The sequence below is a fragment of the Micromonospora sp. WMMA1976 genome, assembly GCF_027497335.1.
Classification (GTDB): Bacteria; Actinomycetota; Actinomycetes; order Mycobacteriales; family Micromonosporaceae; genus Micromonospora; species Micromonospora aurantiaca.
The window spans coordinates 4,540,270-4,563,503 of sequence record NZ_CP114912.1; the positions used below are offsets into that span (position 1 = coordinate 4,540,270).

At 73.9% G+C, this 23,234-nt stretch carries 19 protein-coding genes; 12 read left to right on the plus strand and 7 right to left on the minus strand.

Going from position 1 to position 23,234, the window contains the following annotated elements:
- Positions 1 to 10 precede the first annotated feature (10 nt).
- From O7546_RS20705 to O7546_RS20720, 4 genes are all read left to right on the plus strand, one after another.
- Positions 11 to 1,021, plus strand: coding sequence for an aldo/keto reductase (locus tag O7546_RS20705; protein WP_194801129.1), 1,011 nt, complete (start codon positions 11 to 13; stop codon positions 1,019 to 1,021).
- Between the two features lie 74 nt (positions 1,022 to 1,095).
- Complete coding sequence (locus O7546_RS20710; RefSeq protein WP_194801128.1) at positions 1,096 to 1,365, plus strand: type II toxin-antitoxin system prevent-host-death family antitoxin; 270 nt, start codon at positions 1,096 to 1,098, stop codon at positions 1,363 to 1,365.
- Positions 1,355 to 1,777: a type II toxin-antitoxin system VapC family toxin gene (locus tag O7546_RS20715; protein ID WP_135241378.1), complete on the plus strand. Its 423-nt coding sequence runs from the start codon at positions 1,355 to 1,357 to the stop codon at positions 1,775 to 1,777. Before O7546_RS20710 ends, O7546_RS20715 begins: the two co-directional genes overlap by 11 nt.
- Before the next feature lie 92 nt (positions 1,778 to 1,869).
- Positions 1,870 to 2,769: a TIGR01777 family oxidoreductase gene (locus O7546_RS20720; RefSeq protein ID WP_194801126.1), complete on the plus strand. Its 900-nt coding sequence runs from the start codon at positions 1,870 to 1,872 to the stop codon at positions 2,767 to 2,769.
- Positions 2,770 to 2,797: 28 nt separating this feature from the next.
- Here O7546_RS20720 and O7546_RS20725 read toward each other — a convergent pair whose 3' ends face one another.
- Positions 2,798 to 4,033, minus strand: coding sequence for a PHB depolymerase family esterase (locus O7546_RS20725; protein WP_194801125.1), 1,236 nt, complete (start codon positions 4,031 to 4,033; stop codon positions 2,798 to 2,800).
- 173 nt (positions 4,034 to 4,206) lie between these two features.
- Between O7546_RS20725 and O7546_RS20730 the strand changes: the two genes are divergently transcribed.
- The 3 genes from O7546_RS20730 to O7546_RS20740 are packed head-to-tail and all read left to right on the plus strand — an operon-like array spanning position 4,207 to position 7,110.
- Positions 4,207 to 6,018, plus strand: coding sequence for a DUF2079 domain-containing protein (locus tag O7546_RS20730; protein WP_281599957.1), 1,812 nt, complete (start codon positions 4,207 to 4,209; stop codon positions 6,016 to 6,018).
- Between the two features lie 52 nt (positions 6,019 to 6,070).
- Positions 6,071 to 6,712 (plus strand): lipoyl(octanoyl) transferase LipB, encoded by a 642-nt coding sequence (gene lipB / locus O7546_RS20735; RefSeq protein WP_194801123.1) that lies wholly within the window; start codon positions 6,071 to 6,073, stop codon positions 6,710 to 6,712.
- Between the two features lie 5 nt (positions 6,713 to 6,717).
- The gene (locus O7546_RS20740; RefSeq protein ID WP_194801122.1) at positions 6,718 to 7,110 is read left to right on the plus strand and encodes a VOC family protein; all 393 of its coding nucleotides are present in this window, start codon (positions 6,718 to 6,720) and stop codon (positions 7,108 to 7,110) included.
- A gap of 544 nt (positions 7,111 to 7,654) precedes the next feature.
- On the opposite strand, the gene aspS is transcribed toward O7546_RS20740, so the two are convergent.
- Positions 7,655 to 8,941, minus strand: a complete 1,287-nt coding sequence (aspS, locus tag O7546_RS20745; protein ID WP_194801121.1) for an aspartate--tRNA(Asn) ligase — start codon at positions 8,939 to 8,941, stop codon at positions 7,655 to 7,657.
- A 412-nt stretch (positions 8,942 to 9,353) separates the two neighbouring features.
- Here aspS and lipA point away from each other — a divergent pair, with 412 nt between their 5' ends.
- Together lipA and O7546_RS20755 are read left to right on the plus strand one after the other, a co-directional pair.
- Positions 9,354 to 10,343 (plus strand): lipoyl synthase, encoded by a 990-nt coding sequence (lipA, locus tag O7546_RS20750; protein WP_194801120.1) that lies wholly within the window; start codon positions 9,354 to 9,356, stop codon positions 10,341 to 10,343.
- Positions 10,344 to 10,403: 60 nt separating this feature from the next.
- Positions 10,404 to 12,098: a DUF423 domain-containing protein gene (locus O7546_RS20755; protein WP_281599958.1), complete on the plus strand. Its 1,695-nt coding sequence runs from the start codon at positions 10,404 to 10,406 to the stop codon at positions 12,096 to 12,098.
- Between the two features lie 58 nt (positions 12,099 to 12,156).
- Here the strand turns inward: O7546_RS20755 and O7546_RS20760 are convergent, their stop codons facing one another.
- The gene (locus tag O7546_RS20760; protein ID WP_281599959.1) at positions 12,157 to 15,081 is read right to left on the minus strand and encodes an AAA family ATPase; all 2,925 of its coding nucleotides are present in this window, start codon (positions 15,079 to 15,081) and stop codon (positions 12,157 to 12,159) included.
- A gap of 152 nt (positions 15,082 to 15,233) precedes the next feature.
- On the minus strand, positions 15,234 to 15,404 hold the full coding sequence (locus O7546_RS20765) for a hypothetical protein (RefSeq protein WP_194801117.1): 171 nt from the start codon (positions 15,402 to 15,404) through the stop codon (positions 15,234 to 15,236).
- Between the two features lie 213 nt (positions 15,405 to 15,617).
- On the opposite strand from O7546_RS20765, the gene O7546_RS20770 reads away from it, so the two are divergent.
- Positions 15,618 to 16,307 carry a DUF4191 domain-containing protein gene (locus O7546_RS20770; protein WP_013287747.1) on the plus strand — a complete coding sequence of 230 codons (690 nt, stop codon included), beginning with the start codon at positions 15,618 to 15,620 and terminating at the stop codon, positions 16,305 to 16,307.
- 61 nt (positions 16,308 to 16,368) lie between these two features.
- Here O7546_RS20770 and O7546_RS20775 read toward each other — a convergent pair whose 3' ends face one another.
- On the minus strand, positions 16,369 to 16,824 hold the full coding sequence (locus O7546_RS20775) for an RDD family protein (protein ID WP_228532181.1): 456 nt from the start codon (positions 16,822 to 16,824) through the stop codon (positions 16,369 to 16,371).
- A 129-nt stretch (positions 16,825 to 16,953) separates the two neighbouring features.
- Here O7546_RS20775 and glnA point away from each other — a divergent pair, with 129 nt between their 5' ends.
- Entirely contained in the window at positions 16,954 to 18,378 is a 1,425-nt protein-coding gene (glnA, locus tag O7546_RS20780) for a type I glutamate--ammonia ligase (protein ID WP_013287749.1), read from the plus strand.
- A 58-nt stretch (positions 18,379 to 18,436) separates the two neighbouring features.
- On the opposite strand, the gene mptB (O7546_RS20785) is transcribed toward glnA, so the two are convergent.
- Positions 18,437 to 19,939 carry a polyprenol phosphomannose-dependent alpha 1,6 mannosyltransferase MptB gene (gene mptB, locus O7546_RS20785; protein WP_269697391.1) on the minus strand — a complete coding sequence of 501 codons (1,503 nt, stop codon included), beginning with the start codon at positions 19,937 to 19,939 and terminating at the stop codon, positions 18,437 to 18,439.
- 11 nt (positions 19,940 to 19,950) lie between these two features.
- On the minus strand, positions 19,951 to 21,354 hold the full coding sequence (gene mptB, locus O7546_RS20790) for a polyprenol phosphomannose-dependent alpha 1,6 mannosyltransferase MptB (RefSeq protein WP_281599960.1): 1,404 nt from the start codon (positions 21,352 to 21,354) through the stop codon (positions 19,951 to 19,953).
- A gap of 45 nt (positions 21,355 to 21,399) precedes the next feature.
- Here mptB (O7546_RS20790) and O7546_RS20795 point away from each other — a divergent pair, with 45 nt between their 5' ends.
- Complete coding sequence (locus O7546_RS20795; protein WP_281599961.1) at positions 21,400 to 23,034, plus strand: hypothetical protein; 1,635 nt, start codon at positions 21,400 to 21,402, stop codon at positions 23,032 to 23,034.
- Positions 23,035 to 23,234: the final 200 nt, after the last annotated feature.

The window sequence follows — 23,234 nt, forward strand, 5'->3', positions numbered from 1 at the left end:
CACTTGGCGCATGACGACGACACGACGGCTGGGCCGCAGTGGCATCGAGGTCAGCGCGATCGGCATGGGTTGCTGGGCGATCGGCGGCCCGCTCTGGGACGGCACCCAACCGCTCGGCTGGGGCGAGGTGGACGACGACGAGTCGGTGCGTACCGTCCACCGGGCTCTCGACCTGGGCGCGACGCTGTTCGACACCTCCAGCAACTACGGCGCCGGGCACAGCGAGCGGGTACTCGGGCGCGCGCTGGCGGGCCGCCGGGACCGGGCGGTCATCGCGACCAAGTTCGGCTACCCCACCGACGAGGAGACCCGCCAGGCGCTCGGCGAGGACGCCAGTCCCGAGTACGCGCGGCGCAGCCTGGAGGGTTCGCTGCGCCGGCTCGGCACCGACCACGTCGACCTCTACCAGCTCCACCTGGGCGGTCTGCCGGTGCCACGGGCGCTGGACCTCGTCGGCACGCTGGAGGACCTGGTCGCGGAGGGGAAGATCCGGGCGTACGGCTGGAGCACCGACGACCCCGCCTCGGCACGCGCCTTCGCCGAGGCCGGACCGCACTGCGCGGCGATCCAGCACGACCAGTCGGTGCTGCGGGACAACGCCGCCATGCTCGCGGTCTGCGCGGAGTTCGACCTGGCGAGCCTCAATCGAGGGCCGCTGGCGATGGGCCTGCTCACCGCGAAGTACCAGGACGCGCCGACCGCCCGGGGCGGCGACGACGTACGCGGTGTGGCACCGGAGTGGCTGGACTGGTTCGCCGGCGGCGTACCGCGCGCCGAGTGGGCGCAGCGGGTGGCCCGGGTCCGTGAGGCGCTGACCGCCGACGGCCGCACGCTGGCCCAGGGTGCGTTGGGCTGGCTTCTCGCCCGCAGCCCGCACACGCTGCCCATCCCCGGCTGCCGCACCGTCGCGCAGGCCGAGGAGAACCTCGGAGCGCTGGCGTACGGGCCGCTGCCGCAGGACGCGTTCGCCGAGGTGGAACGCCTGCTCGCCGAGCTGCGTACCGCCCCGGCCGACGCCTGACCCGCTCGACCGCACCGGCAGCCACACCGCAAGGTGTGTAGCACTTCGTAGCACACAGGCGGTAGGCTGCCGGTGTGGCCGAGCACGCTCATCGCGAGATCACCCAACGTGAGCTGCGCAACGACTCCGGCGCCATCATGCGCGGAGTCGAGCGCGGAGAGTCCTTCACCATCACCCGCAACGGCACGCCGATCGGACGCTTGATCCCGATCCGGCGGCGCACGTTCGTCCCGCGAGCCGAGGTTCTCGCGGCCTTCGCCAGCGCGCCCCGGTTGGACGAGGCACGCTTCCGGGCCGACCTCGACGGCGGGATCGACCAGGAGCTGGCCAGCCGTGACTGGTGACCTCCCCGTCCGCGGTCTGATCGACACCAACATCGTCATCCATCTGGGCGGACTCGACGGGGCGGAACTGCCCGACGAGATGGTCATCAGCGCGGTCACGCTTGCCGAACTCTCGGCCGGTCCACATCACACCGACGATCCGCGCGAGCGCGCCCGCCGGATGAGCGTCCTGCAGCACGTCGAGGCCACCTTCGAGCCGCTTCCGTTCGACGCCGAGGCGGCGCGGGCCTTCGGTCTGGTCTCGGCGGCGGTGCTCGCCGCCGGGCGGGGAACGCGGCGCCGGGTAGCGGATCTGATGATCGCCTCCGTCGCACACGCAAACGCGCTTCCCCTCTACACCACGAACCCCGCCGACTTCCTCGGGCTCGACGGTCTGATCACCGTGCATCCGGTCAGCAGGCCGACCGGCTGAGGCCGGCCGTCGGCGCGTGACGGGTGGGGCGTGACGAGTGAGTGATTTCGCTCAACGCATCCGAATCGCGCCGCGTACTCGAAGATGTGAGCATGCGGATCCTCATGGCCGGCGCGTCCGGTTTCCTCGGCACCCGACTGGTCGACTGCCTCACCGCGGACGGCCACCAGGTCACCCGCCTGGTCCGCCGCCCGCCACGCACCCCCGCCGAACGGCAGTGGAACCCGTCCGCCGCGCAACTGGACCCGCAGTGCGTCGCCGACGCGGACGCGGTGGTGAACCTGGCCGGCGCCGGGGTGGGCGACAAACGCTGGAACGACGAGTACCGGAAGCTGATCCGGACCAGCCGGGTGGACAGCACCACCACGCTCGCCATCACGATCGCCGGCCTACCCGCCGCCGACCGGCCCGCGGTGCTGCTGAACTCCTCCGCGGTCGGCTGGTACGGCAACACCGGCGACCGGACGGTCACCGAGGAGGCGCCTGCGGGTGAGGGGTTCCTCGCCGACGTCTGCCGGGTCTGGGAGGCCGCGACCCGCCCGGCCGAGGACGCGGGCGTACGGGTGGTGCGCCTGCGTACCGGACTGCCGCTGCACCGCGACGGCGGCCTGCTCAAGCCGCAGCTGCTGCCGTTCCGCCTCGGTGTCGGCGGCAAGCTGGGCAACGGGCGGCAGTGGCTGCCGTGGATCTCGATGCGGGACTGGCTCGACGCCGCGAAGTTCCTGCTGGCCCGCGACGGCATCGCCGGCGCGGTGAACGTGGTCGGCCCGGCGCCGGTCACAAACGCCGAGTTCACCAAGGAGCTGGCCCGCCAGCTGCACCGCCCGGCGATCATGCCGATCCCGGCGGTGGCGCTGAAGGTGGCACTCGGCGGTTTCGCACAGGAGGCGCTGACCAGCGCGCGGGTGCTGCCCGCCGTGCTCGACAGGGCCGGGTTCCCGTGGGCACACCCGGACCTGGCGGGCGCGTTGCGCGCCGCCCTGACCGAGTGAGCGGGCGAGGGCGGCGCGACGCGGCGGATCAGCAGCCGATCACCCAGTACGCGGGCCCGGTCTGCTTCAGCGTGCTCGTGTAGAAGGTGTTGTAGAGGCCCATCCGCTGCCCGCTGCCGAGCGCGTAGGCGTACCCGCCGGACTGGTAGGCCCGCCCGGCCACCACGTGCGCGTAGTTGCTCGCGGTGACGCAGACCGGTGCGCCGGTCGGCGTGGGCGACACGGTCGGTGACGCGGTCGGGGTGGGTGACGCGGTGGCCGTCGGGGTCGGGCTCGGCGAGGCGCCGCCACCGCCGAGCCCGAAGAAGACCGCGTCCCGGTACGTCGAACAGATGGTGTCCAGGAAGTACGCCCCGGCGGTGCCGCACTGGTCCGCGCCCGTACCCGGGTCGACGGGGGTGCCGTGGCCCATCCCGGAGACCCGGTAGAGGCGGACCTGGTCGTTGCCGTAGACCTCCAGGCTGGTGCCGGCCGGCAGCGTGGACGTGCTGGCCGGGGTGGTCGACACGCCCAGCACGTTCGTCCACTGGTCCCGCGACTCGGCGGCGTTCGCGGTCGCCACAGTGGTGTCGCTGGTGCCGTGCCAGATCGCCACCCGCGGGCGCTTCCCGGTGTATCCGGCGTACGCGCCGCGGACCAGGTCGCCCCACTGCGCCGGGGTCTTGTCCACGCCCGGGTTCATGCAGCTGAACGCGGTGACGGTGCTGGTGGCGCAGCGGTACGGGATGCCGGCGACGATCGAGCCGCCGGCGAAGACGTCCGGGTAGGCGGCGAGCATGGCCGCGCTCATCGCGCCGCCTGCGGACAGCCCGCTGACGTAGACCCGGGCGCCGTCGGTGCCGTAGGTGGTCTTGGCGTAGTCGACCATCTGCTTGATCGACAGCGCCTCGCCCTGGCCGCGCGCGGTGTCACCGGTCTCGAACCAGTTGAAGCAGGAGTTGGCGTTGTTGGCGCTGGGCTGCTGCGGCGCGATGAGCGTGAACTTCCACTGGTCGGCGTACTTCTGCCAGCCGGAGTTGGCGACGTACGTCGAGGCGTTCTGCACGCAGCCGTGCAGCAGCACCACGGCGGGCGCGCCGGCGGCCAGGCCGTCCGGGCGGTACGCGTACATGGCCAGGTTGCCGGGGTTGGAGCCGAACCCGGTGACCTGGGTCAGCGAGGCGGCCTGGGCGGGAAGGGCGGCTACCAGCGCGGTGGCCGCGGCCAGCACGACCCCGGCCGCCGCCCCGGCGACGCGGGCGATGAGAGAAGAGGAGCGGGGCACGGAGACCTCCCGATCGTGGAATGTGAACTGAGTCACCTCCGAGTTGCCGCGACGTTACGGCCGCGTTTCGTCACACCGGAATGGCCGCCACTCACACATTCACGACCACCGAAGTGTGCGGCGAGTTCCGTGTCCGGGCGGTCTGCCCAGGTCCGGTTGGTAACGTCCGCTGCGTGCCCTCCTCCCCGTCCCCGGCCGCCGGCCCGGCGCCGACACGCGTCCGCGACCGGCGCGCCGACCTGCTGGTCACGCTCGCCGCGCTGGCCCTGGCCCTCTGGGTGACGAGTGGCATGTGGCGGGATCCGAACAGCCGCGCGATCACCGTCAACTCCAGCGACCAGGCGCTGTTCGAATGGCTGCTGGCGTTCGGCGGGCACGCGCTGACCCACGGGCAGAACCCGCTGTACACCACCTTGATCAATGTCCCGGACGGGGTGAACCTCGCGGTGAACACCTCGATCACCGTGTACGCGGCGGTCTTCGCGCCGCTCACGTACCTGATCGGGCCGCCCGCGACGTTCCTGGTCATCCTCACGCTCAACCTGGCCGCGACGGCGGTGGCCTGGTACTGGCTGCTCAGCCGGCACCTGGTCCGCAGCCGGCTGGCCGCCGGTGTGGGCGCGCTGTTCATCGCCTTCTGCCCGGCGATGGTGTCGCACGCCAACGCGCACCTGAACTGGACCGCGGGCTGGCTGGTGCCGCTGCTGATCTGGGGCGTGTTCCGGCTGCGCCGTCCGGGCCGGGCGGTCACCGGCGGGATCGTGCTCGGGCTGCTGGTGGCTGTCGCGTTCTCGATCGCCGCCGAGGGGCTGTTCTTCACCGCGCTGGCGCTCGGCGTCTTCCTCGCCGCGTGGGCGCTGCACCCGGCCCGCCGGTCCGAGGTACGCGCCGCGCTGCCCCGGATGGCGGCCGGGCTGGGCGTGACAGCCCTCGTCGCCGGGGCGCTGCTGGCGTACCCGCTCTGGCTGCACTTCCTCGGACCGCAACGGTTCCACGGCACCGGGTTCGACCCGCTGATCCACTCCGAGGACATCGCCGCGTACGGCTCGTACCCGCGCCGGTCGCTCGCCGGCTGGGCCGGGTGGGGCACCTCGCTGGCGCCCAACCCGACGGAGGAGAACTCGTTCTTCGGCGTACCGCTGCTCCTGCTCGCCGTCGCCTGCTTCGCGCTGCTGTGGCGGCGCGCGGACCGCGCGTTCCGGGCCACGCTGGCCGCCCTCGGCGTGACCGCAGTGGTCTTCGCGGTGCTGTCGTGGGGGCCGACGGTGAAGTGGAACGGCCGGCGTTTCGACCAGATGCTGCCGTTCGGGGTGCTGGACAACCTGCCGGTGATCAACGCGGCGTTGCCGTCCCGGCTGGCGCTCGTCGTCGCGCCGGTCATCGGCCTGCTGCTGGCGTACGCGATCGACTCGCTGCGCGCCCGGCCGCCCCGGCACCGGGCGAGCGGGCTCGCCTGGGCGCTGGGCTTCGCCGCCGCACTGCTGCCGCTGGTGCCGACCCCGCTGCTGACAAGCGTCCGCGAACCGATTCCGCAGTTCATCACCAGTGGCGCCTGGCAGCGCTACGTCCCGCCCGACGGGGTGCTGACCCCGCTGCCGCTGACCGTTGACGTCTACCCGGACGGGCAGCGCTGGCAGGCGTACGCGCTCGCCCACCGGCAGGGTGAGTTCCGGATCCCGTCCGGCTTCTTCCTCGGGCCGGGCGGCCCGGAGGGCCGGGGCCGGATCGGCCCGGTGCCGCGCACCTTCGACTCGCTGATGGACCAGGCGGGCCGGACCGGGCTGGTGCCGATCATCACCGACGGCAGCATCCGCGAGTCCCGGGCGGACCTGCGCTACTGGGGCGTCCAGGCGGTGGTGCTTCCCGACCGGGTGCACGGCGCGAAGTTCGACGTCGACGAGGAGGCGCTGCGGCGCACCGCCACCGCTCTGCTCGGCCCGCCCGAGCGGGTGGAGGACGTCTGGCTGTGGCGGGTGCCGGACTGACGCGACGAGGCTCACGGGTCCGGTTCCCGGAGGGCGGGACTAGGCTGGACGGGTGAGCGTGACGACTTCCGGGCTGACCGCCGTCCGCGCCGGCCTGCTCGACTACCAGGCCGCCTGGGACGAGCAGCGCCGGCTGCACGAGGCGGTGGTGGCCGGCGAACAGGGCGACACGGTGCTGCTGCTGGAGCATCCCAGCGTCTACACCGCCGGCAAGCGCACCGAGCCGTGGGACCGCCCGATGGACGGCACCCCGGTGGTGGACGTGGACCGCGGCGGAAAGATCACCTGGCACGGTCCGGGGCAGCTCGTCGGCTACCCGATCGTCCGGCTACCCGACCCGGTCGACGTGGTCGCGTACGTCCGGCGCACCGAGCAGCTGCTGATCGACGTCTGCGCCGAGTTCGGGCTGACCGCCGGCCGGGTCGAGGGGCGCAGCGGCGTGTGGGTGCCGGAGGACGACCGGGGCCCGGCCCGCAAGGTCGCAGCCATCGGCATCCGGGTGGCGCGCGGCGTCACGCTGCACGGCTTCTCCATCAACTGCGACTGCGACCTGGGCTTCTTCGACCGGATCGTGCCCTGCGGCATCCGCGACGCCGGGGTCACCTCGCTGACCGCCGAGCTGGGCCGGCCGATCACCGTCGCCGACGTGCTGCCGGTGGTCGAGCGGCACCTGCCGACGCTGACGCAGGTCTGAGCCCGGTGCGGCTCGACCTGGTCACGCTCGTGGTGGCCGAGTACGACCCGGCGATCACCTTCTTCACCGAGGTGCTCGGGTTCGAGCTGGCCGAGGACAAGCCCTCGCTGACGAACGACGGCCGGCCCAAGCGCTGGGTGGTCGTACGCCCGCCGGGCGGCGGCACCGGCCTGCTGCTGGCCCGTGCCGACGGTGAGCACCAGGCCGGTGCGGTGGGCGACCAGACCCACGGCCGGGTGGGTTTCTTCCTCCAGGTCGACGACTTCGAGGCGGTGTACCGCCGGATGGCCGACGCGGGCGTCGAGTTCGTCCGGCCGCCCCGCACCGAGCCGTACGGCCGGGTCGCGGTCTTCCGCGACATCGCCGGCAACCCCTGGGACCTGCTCGGCCCGGCCTGACCGCTCCCCCTTCCCCTCCGCGTGCTCCCGCCCCCGGCCATCGCGCATCCGCTCGGTGCGCGGTGGCCGACCGGTCCGGGTCGCCACCCGCCCAGGACCGCCTCGCCATCGGTCACGGTAAGTGACAAACCTGAATCCGCGGTATGTGACCTCTCGCCGACTTTGCTCTGCAGCCGGATCCGCAACGGTCACTCACGGTTGATCGTTGCGCCCGTGGCTGCAGAGCAAAGTGCGCAGACGCCCTTCCCTCCCGCCCGACGGTCGTTCGCCATAACACCTGCTCAGCGGGATTCGCCGCGGCAAAGGGCATCTCGACGACTCCGGATGCCCCATCACCGAGCGTCACCGCAAAGCCTGCGCGACCTTCCATCACTCTCTGCGACCGATCCGAGCCGGTTGCGGAGGCCGGCGGCTCGACCGACGGCTCCGGCGAGCCGCGCCCCGCCACCGCGGCCGGGCCGGGACCGGGACCGGGACCGGGACCGGGAGAGAGCAACCCGCCGCCGCGGGCCGGCACGGCGCAAGCCGTGCCGGCCCGCGGCCGTCAGGGCGTGAGGCGGTGCAGGTCGCGCGGGAAGGCGGTCACCTCGCGGACGTTCGCCGCGCCCGTGAGCCGGGCGACGAACCGCTCCAGCCCGATCGCGAAACCGCCGTGCGGCGGCATGCCGTGCCGGAACGCGTCCACGTACCCCGCGTACGGCTCCACCGGCTCGCCCCGCGCGGCGAGGGCGGCCAGGTAGTCGGCGTGCCGGTGCAGCCGCTGCCCGCCGGTCACCAGCTCCACGCCTCGGAACAGCAGGTCGAAACCATTCGAGTACGCCGGCCGGGCCGGGTCCGGATGGGTGTAGAACGGGCGCTTCGCCATCGGGTAGCCGGTGACGAAGAGGAAGTCGCTGCCGTGCTCGCGGAGCGCCCACTCCCCCAGCGCCCGCTCGTGCGCCGGGGCCAGGTCGGGTTCGGAGGGCGGCGCGCCGGCGATCGTCAGCGCGTCGGTGAAGTGCACCGCCGGGATCTCGGCCGGCACCCCAGGCACCGTCACGCCGAGCGTGGCCAGCGCGCCGCCGGCCCGGTCGGCCACGGTCGCCACCATCCCGGCCAGGGTCTCCCGCAGCACCGCCATCACGTCCCGGTGGTCGGCCACGAACCCCAGCTCGACGTCGAGCGACGTGTACTGGGCCAGGTGGCGCACCGTGTCGTGCGGCTCGGCGCGGAACACCGGCCCCACCTCGTACACCCGCTCGAAGACGCCGACCATGAGCTGCTTGTAGAACTGCGGCGACTGGGCCAGGTAGGCGGGCCGCCCGAACCAGTCCAGCGCGAAGACGTTCGCCCCGCTCTCGGTGGACGAGGCGACAACCTTCGGCGTGTGCACCTCGACGAAGTCCTGCCCGTCGAGCGTGGCCCGGAAGCCGGACACGGCCGCCGCCGAGATCCGCAGCGCGGCGGAGCGGGCCGGGTGCCGCAGCGCGACCGGTGCGTGGTCGAGCTGAGTGTGCAGGCCGGCGGTGAGCACCGGCCGGTACAGGTCGAACGGGGGCGGGACGGCGGGCGGCCCGAGCGGACGTACCGTCGGCTCGACGACCTCGACCCCGGCGGGCGCGGTGGCGTTCGCGACCACCGTGCCGGCCACCTCGACGACAGTCTCCTCGGTGAGCGCCTCGACCTGCTCGCGCACGGCGGGCGCGGCGACCACCACCTGGGCGAGCCCGGCGGCGTCCCGCAGGATCAGGAAGGCCACCGACTTGAGCAGCCGGCGGCGGTGGACCCAGCCGGCGAGCCGCACGGTGGCGCCCACATGGGCGGGGAGTTCCGTGGACAGGATGCGTTGCACGACGACTACCTCCTTGACCAATCGCAACGCGATCCCCAGGGAGGTGTGGGCGAGCGGGAGCCTCGCGGTGCCACCACACCTTCGCCCCCGCCTGGGCGGGAGCCTCGTTCGTCGCCTTTTCACCGGGGCCGGCCGGGCGGGCTCTACTGGGCGCGACGCGCCGTTCTTCCCGCAGCTCGGGAGGGTCTTCGCGGACCGGCGCCAGACCGCCTCGCAGCAACCGGCGGCTCTCTCGACTGGCGGATCGGTCCGTTACTCGGCTCCGTCACAGCTCTGCCCGGCACGCTAGCACTGCACGCGCCGCGCTGTGACCGGGTTTTTTCGCCCCTGGTGTCCGGTGTCACAGCCATTCCGGCGTGACGGCCGTCGCCCTCGTTCATCGACCGGCACCGACCGGCGTACGCTCGGTTTTGTGACGATCGAGCAATCCGCGCCGACGACTGAGCAGCCAGCGCGCACCGCGACTGTCGCCCCGGAGGGGCGGCGGATGCTGCGGATCGAGGCGCGCAACGCCGAGACGCCGATCGAGCGCAAGCCGCCGTGGATCAAGGTCAAGGCCAAGATGGGCCCGGAGTACACCCAGTTGCGCGGGCTCGTCTCGCGCGAAGGGCTGCACACCGTGTGCCAGGAGGCCGGCTGTCCCAACATCTACGAGTGCTGGGAGGACCGGGAGGCCACCTTCCTCATCGGTGGTGACCAGTGCACCCGGCGCTGCGACTTCTGTCAGATCGACACCGGCAAGCCGGCCGAGTTCGACGCCGACGAGCCGCGGCGCGTCGCCGAGTCGGTCGCCGCGATGGGCCTGCGCTACGCGACCATCACCGGCGTCGCCCGCGACGACCTGCCCGACGGCGGCGCCTGGCTGTACGCCGAGACGGTCCGGCAGATCCACGCCCTGCAGTCCGGCTGCGGTGTCGAGCTGCTGATCCCCGACTTCAACGCCGTCCCCGAGCAGCTGGCCGAGGTCTTCGGCTCGCGGCCCGAGGTGCTGGCGCACAACGTGGAGACGGTGCCGCGCATCTTCAAGCGGATCCGCCCGGCGTTCCGCTACGAGCGTTCGCTGGACGTGATCCGCCAGGCGCGGGCCGACGGCCTGGTCACCAAGAGCAACCTGATCCTCGGCATGGGCGAGGAGCGTGCCGAGGTGTCCCAGGCGCTGCGCGACCTGCACGAGGCGGGCTGCGAGCTGATCACCATCACGCAGTACCTGCGCCCCTCCCCCCGGCACCACCCGGTGACCCGCTGGGTCAAGCCGGAGGAGTTCGTCGAGCTGCGCGAGGAGGCCGAGGAGATCGGCTTCGCGGGCGTGATGAGCGGCCCGCTGGTCCGCTCGTCGTACCGCGCGGGCCGCCTCTACCAGCAGGCGCTCGCCGCCCGCCAGGAGGTCGCCGTCGCCGGCTGAGGCCGGCCGTCGACCGCGTCACCGTCCGCCGGCCGCCCGCCGGATGCCATGATCACAGGCATGACCGCCGGGGTACGCGAGGAGCCACGCGAATCCGTGCGCCCTCGTACGCCCCGGCGGCTGCCGTTGCCGACGCTGCTCGCCCTGCTCGTCGGGTTCGCCGGTGTGGGCTACCGGCTGGCGCTGCTGTTCGCCGACGTACCGCCCACAAACAGCGACGAGGCGACGATGGGGCTGGCCGCCCTGCACGTCGCCCGCGGTGACGGCTTCCCGGTGTGGTTCTACGGCCAGGCCTACATGGGCACGCTCGAGGCGTACCTGGCCGCGCCGCTGGTCGCGCTGGCCGGGCCGTCGGTGCTCGTGCTGCGGCTGCCCACGCTGGCGCTGTACGCGTTGTTCCTGCTGCTGTCCTGGCGGCTGACCCGGCGGCTCGGCGGTGACCGCTGGTACGCCCTGCTCGTCGTGGCCGTGCTGGCGCTCGGCTCGGACCGGGTGGTGAAGAACCAGCTCATCGCCGGTGGCGGCTATCCGGAGCTGAACCCGGCCGGCGCCGCGCTGGCGCTGCTCACCGTCGGGCTCTGCGTGACCGGGGCGGGCGCGCGGCTGCCCCGCTGGGCGGCCTGGGGACTGGTCTCGGGGGTGCTGCTCTGGGTGGACCCGCTGATCCTGCCGTACGTGCTGACGCTCGGCGTGCTGCTCGTGGCGTGGCGGTGGCGGGAACTGGCCGGCCGGGCCGGGGTGGTGCTGGCGGGCACGCTGCTGCTGGGTGCGGCGCCGATGCTCGCCGACAGCATCCGGCACGGCCGCAACCCGGTGGCCGCGGTGCTGGCCGCAGGTGGCACGGGTGCGCCGGCGGACTGGGCGGACCGGCTGCACGGCGCACTGGTGCTCGGGCCGCCGCTGGCGATGGGCTTCTGCTCCCCCGGCCGGTGTGCCACCTGGCAGCTCTGGTGGGCCGTCGCGTTCCCGGTGCTGCTGGTGCTCGCCGCCCTCACCGCGTGGCACGCCCTCCGCCCCGGCGGGCCGGGCTCGGCGGAGCGGGTGTCGGCCGGGGTGCGGCTGGCGCTGCTCGGCGGGGCGGCGGGCGTGCTCGGGGCGTACGCGGTGAGCAACGCGGCCGGGCAGACGCCGATCGAGAGCAGCCGTTACCTGTCGTGCCTGGCGGTCGCCGTGCCCGCCCTGTTCTGGCCACTGTGGCAGGCCGCCCGCCGGCTGACGGGGCTCCGCAAGTTCGCCGAGGTGGCGGTATCGGAGGAGAGCGGATACCGCCATCTCCCCGAAGTGGAGTCGATCAAGGCGACCGGCGGGCGGGCGGCCGGGAGGAGGGCCCGAGTGGCGGGGGCGGGGGCACTGGCGGTGCTCGCGGGGGTGCTCGGCACCGGCGCGGCGGCCACTGTGGACGTGGTGCGGACCGCGCCGGCCGTGCACGCCGAGGCCGACCGGCACCGGTCGCTCGTGGACACGCTCGGCGCGCTCGACGTGCGGAACGTCCGCGGCGGCTACTGGACGTGCAACCGGCTCACCTACGCGACCGGCGAGAACGTGCTCTGCGCCGTGGTCGACGACGACCTGAGCCCCGGTTTCGACAGGCTGCCCGCGTACCGGCGGGAGGTGGCCGCCGACCCGGACGCGGCGTGGGTGGCACCGGCCGGCTCGCCGCTGGCCGCGCGGCTGGACGAACGCGTCGGCGCCGAGTCGGGCGCGCTCGACGTCGCCACGGTGGCCGGCTGGCGGATCTACCTGCCGCGCCGCTGACCCGGACCCGGCGCGGTTACCGGCCCGGCGCCCGGCCGACGCGGCACGGACCGGCGCGCTACCGGACGCGGCGCTGGGCCGGGGCGGGTGACGGCCGGTCGAGCAGGCCCAGGCGGTGCGCCAGCGCGGCGGCCTCCACCCGGTTGGTCACATCGAGCTTGGCGATGATCCGGGACACGTGCACGCTCGCCGTCTTCGGCGAGATGAACAGGCGCTCGGCGATCCGGCGGTTGCTGTGCCCCTCGGCGACCAGCCGCAGCACCTCCTGTTCCCGGCTGGTCAGCAGGTCCGGCCCGGGTCGCCCGGTGCCGCGCAGCCCGACCCGGCGGGCAAGCGTCGCCGCCTGCTCGCCCAGCGGGGTGGCGCCCAGCCGGGCGGCCAGCTCGGCCGTCTCCCGTACCGCGGCGGCCACCTCGTCCCGCTCGCCCGCCGCCGCGGCCGCCTCGGCCAGCCCGAGCAACGCCCGGCCCAGCGGGTACGGCTGCCCGGCCGCCCGCCACGCCGCCACGGCCACCCGCCAGGCGGCGAGCGCCTCGGCGGGAGCGGTGGGCGCCGTACCGCCGAGGATCGCGGTGACGTGGGCGGCGTGGGCGTGCTCGGCCGGGTGCCGGGCCGGCAGCGCGGCGGCCACCGCCGACACCTCGGCAGCGAGCATCGCGTCCCCGGTCAGCGCGGCGGTACGCGCCAGCGCGTTCAACACCGGCCAGCCCTCGCGGGGCAGGTCCGCCAGGTGCGCGTCGGCCAGGGCGGCGCGCGCCGCGCGTACCGCCTCGGGCTTGTCGTCGGCGGCGAGCGCCGCCTCCACGCGCAGCTCGTGCAGCGGCAGCCGGTGGTTCGGCCAGAGGTACGGGCGGCCGAGGAACGCCAGCGCCCGCCCGACGACCTCGTCCGCGCCCGGATGGGCGCGGGCGAGGTGGAGCCCGGCGCGCAGTTGCAGCCAGTGCAGCCCGGACACGCCGGGCGGGTCGATGCGGGCCGCCTCGGCGCAGGTGGCGTCCGCCTCGTCCCAGCGGCCCAGCGCGATCAGTGCCTCGGCCCGGTTCGACAGCAGGTACGCCCCGATCGAGCGGCTGATGCCGACCCGGCGCGCCTCGGTCACCCCGGCCGCGGCGGCTTGTTCGGACTCGTCGTAGCGGCCCAGTTCGTAGAGCACGTCGGAGAGGAAGACCAGCGCGCTGACCAGGGCCCACGAGTCGTCTGCCGCCCGGGCTCGCGCCTCCACCCGGCGCAGCTCGGCCAGTCCCACCTCCGGCGTGCCGTCGATGCGGTGCAGCAGGGCGATCCGGGTGGGCAGCAGCACCAGTTCGGTGCCGACCTCGGACGCGCCGGCCGCGGCCTCGGTGGCGACCGAGGCGGCCTCCCGAGGGTCGACCTTCATCAGGTGCGACGCGATGTCGGCGAGCACACCGAGCCGTTCCGGGCCGTGCGGCGCGCCCGCCGCCAGCCGGTACGCCTCGCGCAGCTCGGTCGCGCCGTCGCTCTTGCCGAGCAGCGCGAACAACCGGCCCCGATGGTCGAGCAGGCGCGCGGCGCGCAGCGGTTCGGCGTCGGAGTCGACCTCGGCCAGCGCCGCCCGGGTGAGGGTGAGCGCCCGGCTGAGGTCTCCGGCGGTCACCGCCGCGGTGAGCGTGTCCTCCAGCACCCGCAGGTGGTCCATGCCGAGCCGGTTGGCGGCGTCGGGCACCTGCTCCCACAGTTCGAGGACGCGCTCCAGCAGCCGGCTCTGCTCGGCGTACGCGTACCGTTCGGCCGCCGCCTCGGCGGCGACCCGGGCGGCGGTGAGCGCGCGGGGGTGGTCGTGTGCCGCGTACCAGTGGTGGGCGATCTCGGCCGGCGCGCGGCCGGCGGCGACCAGGTGCGGATTGGCCTCGATCGCGGCGGCGTAGCGGGCGTGCAGCCGCGCGTGCTCGCCGGGCAGCAGGTCGTCGTGCACGGCCTCGCGGACCAGCGCGTGCCGGAACTCGTAGTCGCCGTCCGGGTCGGCCACCACGAGCTGCCCGGCGACGGCGGCGCGCAGCGCGTCCTCCAGTTCGGCCTCGGGCAGGCCGGCCACCTCGGCGAGCAGCTGGTGGGCGAAGCGGGTCCCGCCGGCGGCGGCGATCCGCAGCACCCGCTGGGCCGGCTCGGGCAGCCGGTCGACGCGGGCCAGCAGCAGGTCGCGCAGCGTCTCCGGGATGGCCGCGCAGCCGACCGGCCCTCCGGCGGCGGCCAGTTCCTCGATGAAGAACGGGTTGCCCTGGGTGCGTTCGTGCACCTCGTCGACGGTCCGGGCGATCTGTTCGATGCCGAGCAGGTCGGCCAGTACGGCGGCGGTGCCGTCGCGGTCGAGGCGGCCCAGCTCGATCCGGTCCACGCCGCGGACGCGGTCCAGCTCGGCGAGGAACGGCCGCAGCGGGTGCCCGCGGTGCAGTTCGTCGGTGCGGTACGTGCAGACGACCAGCAGGCGGGTGGCGCGGGCGGCCCGCACCAGGAAGCCGATCAGATCCCGGGTGGACCGGTCGGCCCAGTGCAGGTCCTCGATCACGAGCACCAGCGGGCGTTCCTCGGCGATCCGCCGGAACAGGTCGGCGACCAGGTCGAACAGGTAGCCGCGCGGGGTGTCGGCGAGGGCCGGCCCGGCGGGCGCGGCGACGCCTGCGGGCATCCGGGCCAGTTCGGGCAGCAGCCGGGCGAACTCCGCCTCGTAACCGGCGAAGGCGGCCGGCCCGTCGTGGCGCAGCACGTCGCGCAGCGCGGCGGCGAACGGGGCGAACGGCAGACCGGCCTCGCCCAGCTCCAGGCACTGGCCGACGAGCAGGCGCGCGCCGGCCGCGTCCACCTGGGTGCCGAACTCCTCCAGCAGCCGGGTCTTGCCGACACCCGCCTCGCCGCCGACGAGCACCGTCGTCGGCTCGCCGGACCGGGACCGGGTCAGCGCGTCGCCGAGCGCCGTCAGCTCGGGCCGGCGGCCGACGAGGACGGTGCTGGCAGCGCGTACGGTCACGCCGTCGAGCATGCCACGCGCCCCCGACGGCCCAACCGGGCCGATCGGACCGCGCGTAGCCGCCGGTCCGGCCGCCCCCGTGACGGCCGGACCGGCGACCTTCCCTGCGGCACCGGCCACGCCCACGATCCCGGCGACGGCCGCCGGTGCGGTCACCGGCGGGCGTCGGCGGGGCGGGCGTTGTGCCGGCGGCGGCTGAGCCAGCCGCGCGGGTGCCGGCGTGGCAGCGACCGGGCGAGCCGGTCCTGAGCCGCGTCGGCCTGCAGCTCGGCGGCGTGGCTGCGGTGGATGCTGAGGATGAGGTCTGCGTCGTTGCCGAACATCTCGGATCTCCCTGTCGTGCGGTGTCTCCCTGTCGAGATCGACTCTCCGCGCGAAGGTGCCCCCGGGGCATGGGTACGCCGCCTGATCTTCGGCCGTCCGGCCTCCTTACCGGCGGGCCGGTCCGGGACGGAGCGGCGGTAAGGTACTCAGCCCTCGGCGCAGGGGGCGGCCACGGATCAACGGGGTGCGCGCCGACCACTAGACTCTGCGGTATGGCAAAGCCCCAGGAGAAGGTCTCGTTCGGCCAGCGGCTGAAGCAGATCGGGATGGTGTTCCGGTTCACCGCCAAGCAGGACAAGTGGTTCGCGCCGCTGACCGCGGCGGCGGTGCTGATCCCGCTCGCGCTCACCGTGGTCGCGGTGATCGCCTGGGGCTGGATCTGGTTGCCGATCGGCATCCTGCTCGCCCTGCTGGCCGTGCTGATCGTGCTCAACCTGCGCTCGAACAAGGCGATGATGAACGCCGCCGAGGGGCAGCCGGGCGCGGCGGCACAGATCATGGAGAGCATGCGCGGCGACTGGCGGGTCACCCCGGCGGTCAGCTCCACCACCCAGATGGACATGGTGCACCTGGTGGTGGGCCGGCAGGGCGTGATCCTGCTGGCCGAGGGCAACCCGCAGCGCGTCCGCGGCCTGCTCGGCCAGGAGAAGCGCCGCCTGGCGAAGGTGATCGGCACCGCCCCGCTGCACGACTACGTGATCGGGCAGGGCGAGGGTGAGTTGCCCGTCCGCAAGCTGCGGATGACGCTGATGCGGCTGCCGCGTGCCCTCTCCCCGAAGGACGTCAACGCGCTCGACAAGCGGCTCAAGGCGCTCACCGCGCGGCCGCAGATGCCCAAGGGCGCGATCCCGAAGAACATGCGGCCGGCGCGTGGCGCGTTCCGGCAGACCCGGGGTCGCTGACTTCCGGCGTACGCGAAAAGGAGCCGGTCCCCGTGCGGGGCCGGCTCCTTCGTCGTGCGGGTCAGCGGCGCGGGGCGTCGGTGACGACCGACCCGGAGAGCCGGTCGTGCAGGCCGCGCCGGTGCTCGTCCATCAGCAGCGCCGGCACCACGAGGGCCAGCAGGAAGCCGCGCAGCAGTCCGCGGAGCAGCCCGATCCGGCCGCCGTCGGCCCAGGACACGCAGCGCAGCCGGGTGAGGAACATGCCGGGGGTCTGGGCGAACAGGCCGAGGAAGAAGCCGTACTCCAGAATCAGTACCAGGACCGGCGGCCAGCCGTCGCGGACCGGGTCGGAGAAGGCCCGGGCGACCATCAGGCACAGCACCCAGTCGATGATCAGGGCGCCGAAGCGGCGGCCGAGGCTGGGCGGGGTGAAGGCGGGGTCGGTGGCGGGCGGCACCGGTGTGGCGGCGGTATCGGTCACAGCGGCCAGGGTAGCGCCGCCTCGACCTCTGACGGAAAATACGACATTCAGCATCACAGCGTGCCGAGATGACGCTCCGCAAGCGACGTAACACGGCGGAAACAGACGAGACACGGCAGGGCAACCCCCCGGCCATAGCGTCGCCAGTAGCCAGCTACCGGAGTGGACCTGCCAGGAGGACGTGTGTTCGCCAATTCCGAGGAACTCCTGCGATACCTCGCCAACGAGGACGTGAAGTTCGTCGACGTACGTTTCTGTGACCTGCCCGGCGTGATGCAGCACTTCAACCTGCCGGTCGAGTCGTTCGACGACAGCGTCTTCACCGACGGCCTCGCCTTCGACGGATCCTCGATCCGCGGCTTCCAGGCCATCCACGAGTCCGACATGCTCCTGCTGCCGGACGTCGCCACCGCCTTCATCGACCCGTTCCGGGCCCAGAAGACGCTCGCGCTCAACTTCTTCATCCACGACCCGTTCACCCGCGAGGCGTACTCCCGCGACCCGCGCAACGTGGCGAAGAAGGCGGAGGCGTACCTCGCCGCCAGCGGCATCGCCGACACCGCCTACTTCGGCGCCGAGGCGGAGTTCTACATCTTCGACTCGATCCGCCACGAGACCTCGGCGCACCAGTCGTTCTACTACATCGACTCGATCGAGGGCGCCTGGAACAGCGGCCGGATCGAGGAGGGCGGCAACCGCGGCTACAAGACCGCCTACAAGGGCGGCTACTTCCCGGTGCCGCCGGTGGACCACTACGCCGACCTGCGTGACCGGATCGTGCGGCGCCTCGTCGACGGCGGCTTCACCGTCGAGCGCTCGCACCACGAGGTCGGCACCGCCGGCCAGTCGGAGATCAACTACAAGTTCTCCACCCTGCTGCACGCCGCCGACCAGCTCCAGCTGTTCAAGTACATCGTCAAGAACGAGACCTGGGCCGCCGGCAAGACCGCGACGTTCATGCCCAAGCCGCTGTTCGGTGACAACGGCTCCGGCATGCACACCCACCAGAGCCTCTGGCGCGGCGGCGAACCGCTGTTCTACGACGAGACCGGCTACGCCGGCCTGTCCGACACCGCCCGCTGGTACATCGGCGGCCTGCTGCACCACGCCCCGTCGCTGCTGGCCTTCACCAACCCGACGGTGAACTCCTACCGTCGTCTGGTGCCGGGCTTCGAGGCGCCGGTCAACCTGGTCTACTCGCAGCGCAACCGCTCCGCCTGCACCCGCATCCCGGTCACCGGCAGCAACCCCAAGGCCAAGCGCGTCGAGTTCCGCGTGCCGGACCCGTCCAGCAACCCGTACCTGGCGTTCTCGGCCATGATGATGGCCGGCCTGGACGGCATCAAGAACAAGATCGAGCCGCCGGCGCCGATCGACAAGGACCTGTACGACCTGCCGCCGGAGGAGTGGGGCGACGTCAAGCAGGTTCCGGGTTCGCTGCCGGAGGTGCTCAACGCGCTCGAGGCCGACCACGACTACCTGCTCGACGGCGGCGTGTTCACGCCGGACCTGATCTCGACCTGGGTCGACTGGAAGCGGGCCAACGAGGTCGACCCGGTGCGTCTGCGCCCGACCCCGCACGAGTTCGCGATGTACTTCGACTGCTGAGCACGCTCGTCAGCACCGGCCGGGCCGGCTCCGCGATGGCGGAGCCGGCCCGGCCGTTTCACGCGGTACGGCGCAATGCGGCGCGGTGGCGCAACGCGGCCCGGACGCCGGCCACCGCGACGACCACCACCAGCGCCGTCATCAGCACCGCGCCCGGCGCCTTGCTGAACCGGGCCAGGTTGGATCCGTCCGGCAGGGTCAGCGCCGAGGCGACCGCGCAGGGCGCCACGAACCAGACCTGCCGGGCCAGCGGCACCGCCGCGACCGCGAGCACTGTCAGCGGCCAGATCGCGTACCAGGGGTGGAAGACCGGGGCGAGCAGCACGGTGGCGGCGAGCGCCAGGCCCGCGCCGAGCAGCGCCACCCGAGGGCGGGCCAGCGTCAGCCGGGCCACCCGCTGCCGGGTGTCGTTGAGCCGGCGCAGCGTCGTCCACGCCCGCCACCAGAGCGCCACCAGCGTCCCGGCCAGCAGCACCAGCGCGACCGCCCGGGCCACCGGCACCGCCGCCGGCCGCAGGCCGGCCAGCTCACCGGCGTAGTCGATCACGAATCCGACGGCGGTGGGCGGGGACGTCCACTGCTGCGAGTCGCCGCTGTGGCCGAGCCCTCCCACCCAGCCCAGCCCGAGGCCGGTGGCGAGCGAGAGGACCAGCAGCGTGCCGAGCACCGACGCGGCGAGTTGCCCGCCGTCGCGCAGCAGCGCTCGCCAGGTGTAGCGGCCGAGCACTGCGGCGAGGGCCGCGAACGGCAGCGCCACCACCGCGACCGCCTTCACCGCCACGGCCAGGCCCAGCACCACCCCGGCCACCAGCAGCGCGCGCGGCTTGCCCGGCAGGCGGACCAGCACCAGCAGGCCGAGCAGGAGCAGCCCGAGCGCGAGCGCGTCGTTGTGCGCGCCCGCCACCAGGTGGATCCCGACGAGCGGGCAGGCGAGCACCAGCCAGGCGGCCCGGCGGGTGGGTACCCCGGCGGCGCGGGCCAGGCCGGGCAGGCAGAGCGCGGCCAGCAGCACACCGGCCACCGCTACCAGCCGCAGCGCCACGACCGTCCCGATCAGGCCGCCACCGGCGAGGACCGCGAGCCCGGCCAGCAGGACGAAGAACGGCCCGTACGGCGCCGGGGTGTCCCGCCAGATCGGCGACACCGAGTCGGTCCACGGACAGCCGGCCGCCGCGACCCCCACCCGGTACGGGCTGAGCCCCTGCGTCCACGTCCAGCCCTGGCAGGCGTACGAGTAGACGTCGCGGCTGCCGATCGGCGGCGCGGCGAGCAGCGGCAGCGACCAGAGCCCGGCGGTCACGTACGCCCACCGGCCGGTCGGTGCGCCCCACCGCAGCGACCACCAGGCGCCCACGAGCAGCAGCGTTCCGGCCAGCCAGCAGGCGAGCGCCGCCGGCCCGTGCGGTGCGGCCCAGATCGCGGCGAGCGTGGCGCGCGAAGGCGTGCCGGGTAGTGCGCCGCCGAGCCATCCGGCGACGGTGAGCAGCACGGCCCCGGCGAGGCCGGTGTAGCGGGCGAGACCGGCGGCGATCGGCCGGACGGGTCCGTCGGGCTCGCTCACCGGCACACTCCTCAGTCCACGGGAACCGGCTGCCGGCCCTGGCGAGCCGACCGTACCAACCACACGACCAGCCCGATCACGAACAGGGTCATCAGCGGCGCACCGGGCATCTTGGAGTACCGGGCCAGCCCGGTGCCGTCGGCCAGCACCAGGAACGACGACACCACTGTGACGATCGAGAACCAGAGCGTGCGGTGCGCGGTGGCGGCGAGCACCGCAAGCGGCCACAGCCAGTACCAGGGGTGGAACAGCGGGGAGAGCGCGACGGTGGCGGTGAGAGCCAGCCCGGCGTGCCAGAACGGTTCACCGCGACGGAACGACCGGAACCAGAGCCAGATCAGCACGGCGACCAGCACGACCATGCCGATCGCCCGGGTCACCGGCAGCGCGTCGACGTGCACGCCGAACGGCGCCAGCAGGTAGCCCACCGTCTGCCCCACCGCCGTCGGCGGCGACGTCCACGCCACCACCAGCCCGCCCTGCTCCAGCCCGCTGACGAACCCCAGCCCCAGGCCGGACGCGACGGTCACCGCGGCGAGCGCCGCGAGCGAGCCGCCGACCACCCACCCGCCGTCGCGCACGAGCGTCCTGATCCGGTACGCCCCGACGATCGCGGCCAGCGCGGCGAACGGCATCACGACCAGCGCGGTGACCTTGACGGCGGCGGCGAGTCCGAGCAGCGCCCCGCCGGCGAGCAGCGGCCCGGGCCGGCCCGGACGGGCCGCGACCACCGCCAGCCCGGCCACGAGCAGGCCGATCATCAGCGCGTCGTTGTGCGCGCCGGAGACCAGGTGCACGGGCACCAGCGGGCTCGCCAGCGCCAGCCAGAGCGCCCGCTGCGGCGGCACCCCGCAGCGGCGGGCCAGCACCGGCAGCGCCCACGCGGTGAGCGCCACCCCGGCCACGGCGAGCGCCCGGAACAGCACGACGGCGCCGAGCAGCGAGCCGGTGGCCTCCACCACCGCGCCGGCGAGCAGCACGAACAGCGGACCGTACGGTGCCGGGGTGTCCCGCCAGATGTAGGAGATGGTGTCCAGCCAGGGGCACGGCAACGCTGACACGCCCTGCTCGTAGGGGTTGATCCCGGCCGAGAAGCTGGCGCCCTGACACGCGTACGCGTACACGTCCCGGCTGCCCAGCGGCGGCGCGACGAGCATCGGCAGCAGCCACAGGGCCACGGTGACCAGCACCCAGCGGGCCGACGGCACGCTGTCCCGCAGCGACCACCAGGCCCACGCCAGCAGCCCGGTGCCGACCAGCCACAACCCGATGATCAGCGGCCCGTTCGGGCCCTGCCAGATGCTGACCGGGGTGGGACGCAACTCGCCGTCGGGCAGGGCGCCACCGAGGTACGCGGCCACGGCGAGCAGCACCGAACCCGCCAGGCCGATCCAGCGCGAGAGGTGGTGAGGCACGTCCGACATGCTGCCAGTACGGTGGTTCGCGATCAGGAGGTGGGCATGCGGGGCGGTCGGGTGGTGGCGGTCTCCGCCGTGTCGGCGCTCGTCCTATGCGTGCTCTACCTCACGCTGCCGGCCACCGGCTCGGACCTGTCCGCGCAGGCCGCCCGCGCCGGCTTCTTCGCCGACCACGGGGCCGCCCTGGTCGACCTGCGCTGGTACGGCGGCGTGCACCCGTGGGGCTACAGCCTCGTCTCGCCGCCGCTGATGGCGCTGCTCGGGGTACGCGTCACCGGCGCGCTCGCCCTACTCGCCTCCGCCACCGCGTTCGCCGCCCTGCTGGTGCGGACCCGGGTGCCCCGACCACTGCTGGGCAGCCTGGTCGGTGTGGTCACGATCGCCGGCAACCTGGTGTCCGGCCGGGTCACGTACGCCCTGGGCGTCGCGTTCGGCCTGGCCGCGCTGCTCGCGCTCACCGTCCCCGCCCGCCGCGCCCGCCTCGCCGCCGGTGCCGCTGCCGACCCGGCCGGTGCAGCGGGTGGCGGCCGGAACGTCTGGGCGGCCGTCGCCGCCGGTGCCGCCGCGATGCTCGCCTCCGCGGCCAGTCCGGTGGCCGGGCTGTTCGTCGGGCTCGCCGGCGTCGCGCTGCTGCTGACCCGCCGGTACGCCGACGGCCTGCTGCTCACCGTACCGGCCGCCGCGCTGCTCGCCGTGACCGGACTGCTGTTCGGCGAGGGCGGCTGGATGAACATCAGCACTGCCGACACCGTGCACGCCGTGGTGACGAGCCTGGTCGTGACGGCTCTCGTCGCGTACCGGCCGGTGCGGGTGGGCGCGCTGCTGTCCGCGGCCGGGGTGCTGGCGTCGGCGCTGCTGCACACGCCGGTCGGCCTGAACGCCACCCGCCTGGTGGTGATGTTCGCGCTGCCGGTGCTGGCCGCCGCCGCGACGCTCCCCACCCCGCTGTCCGGTCGGCTTCGCGCCGCCGGTCGGCGCTCCCGGGTCGCCGGGGCGGTCGGGCTTGCCGCGCTGCTGGCGGTGGTGTGCTGGTGGCAGCCGCCGGTGGTCACCGCCGACCTGCGCAGCGCCGATGACCCGACGGCCGACCCGGCGTACTTCGCGCCGCTGCGCGCGGAGCTGGCCCGGCGCGGGCTCACCGGGCGGGTGGAGGTGCCGCCGACCCGCAACTACTGGGAGGCGGCCCACATGGGCGAGGTGCCGCTCGCGCGGGGCTGGCTTCGGCAGGCAGACATCGACCGCAATCCGCTGTTCTTCACCACGGTGCCCGGCGCGGACGGCACCGGCATCCCGCTGACCCCGATCACCTACCGGGACTGGCTGGCCGACAACGCGGTGCAGTACGTGGCGGTGCCCGACGCCGAGTTCTCCTGGGTGGGCGCGTCGGAGGCGAAGCTGGTGGAGACGGGCCAGCCGTACCTGACCGAGGTCTGGTCCGACCGGCACTGGAAGCTGTACGCGGTCGCCGACCCCACCCCGCTGGTCGGCGCACCTGGTGAGCTGGTCCGCCAGGACGGCGCCTCGATCACGTTCCGCGCCCCCACCCCCGGCCCGATCCCGATCCGCGTCCGCCACACCCCCTGGCTCACGGCCTCCAACAACGCCAAGGTCACCCGAGACGGCAAGTGGACAACGGTGACGGTCCCCCGACCCGGCACCTACACCGTCACAAGCTGACCCACCGTCCCCTCCCCCGATCCCGATCCCGCCGAGATGAGCATTCAGCGGCGCGGCGTGAGCGCGGCGATCTTGCGCTTTCCGCCCCGGCAAATCGGGCCTATCCGGCCTGCGCGGGGCCGTAACTGCAAGATCGCCGCGCGGCGCGGTGTGCGGGGCGCGGAGGGCGGGGTGGGAGGGCGCGGCGGGAGGGGGCGGCG

Coding starts and splice junctions, on each gene's coding strand:
- O7546_RS20795 (WP_281599961.1), top strand. CDS start 21,400: ATGCGGGGCGGTCGGGTGGTGGCGGTCTCCGCCGTGTCGGCGCTCGTC.
- O7546_RS20720 (WP_194801126.1), top strand. CDS start 1,870: ATGCGGATCCTCATGGCCGGCGCGTCCGGTTTCCTCGGCACCCGACTG.
- O7546_RS20775 (WP_228532181.1), bottom strand. CDS start 16,824: ATGCTGAATGTCGTATTTTCCGTCAGAGGTCGAGGCGGCGCTACCCTG.
- O7546_RS20770 (WP_013287747.1), top strand. CDS start 15,618: ATGGCAAAGCCCCAGGAGAAGGTCTCGTTCGGCCAGCGGCTGAAGCAG.
- O7546_RS20705 (WP_194801129.1), top strand. CDS start 11: ATGACGACGACACGACGGCTGGGCCGCAGTGGCATCGAGGTCAGCGCG.
- O7546_RS20755 (WP_281599958.1), top strand. CDS start 10,404: ATGACCGCCGGGGTACGCGAGGAGCCACGCGAATCCGTGCGCCCTCGT.
- O7546_RS20765 (WP_194801117.1), bottom strand. CDS start 15,404: ATGTTCGGCAACGACGCAGACCTCATCCTCAGCATCCACCGCAGCCAC.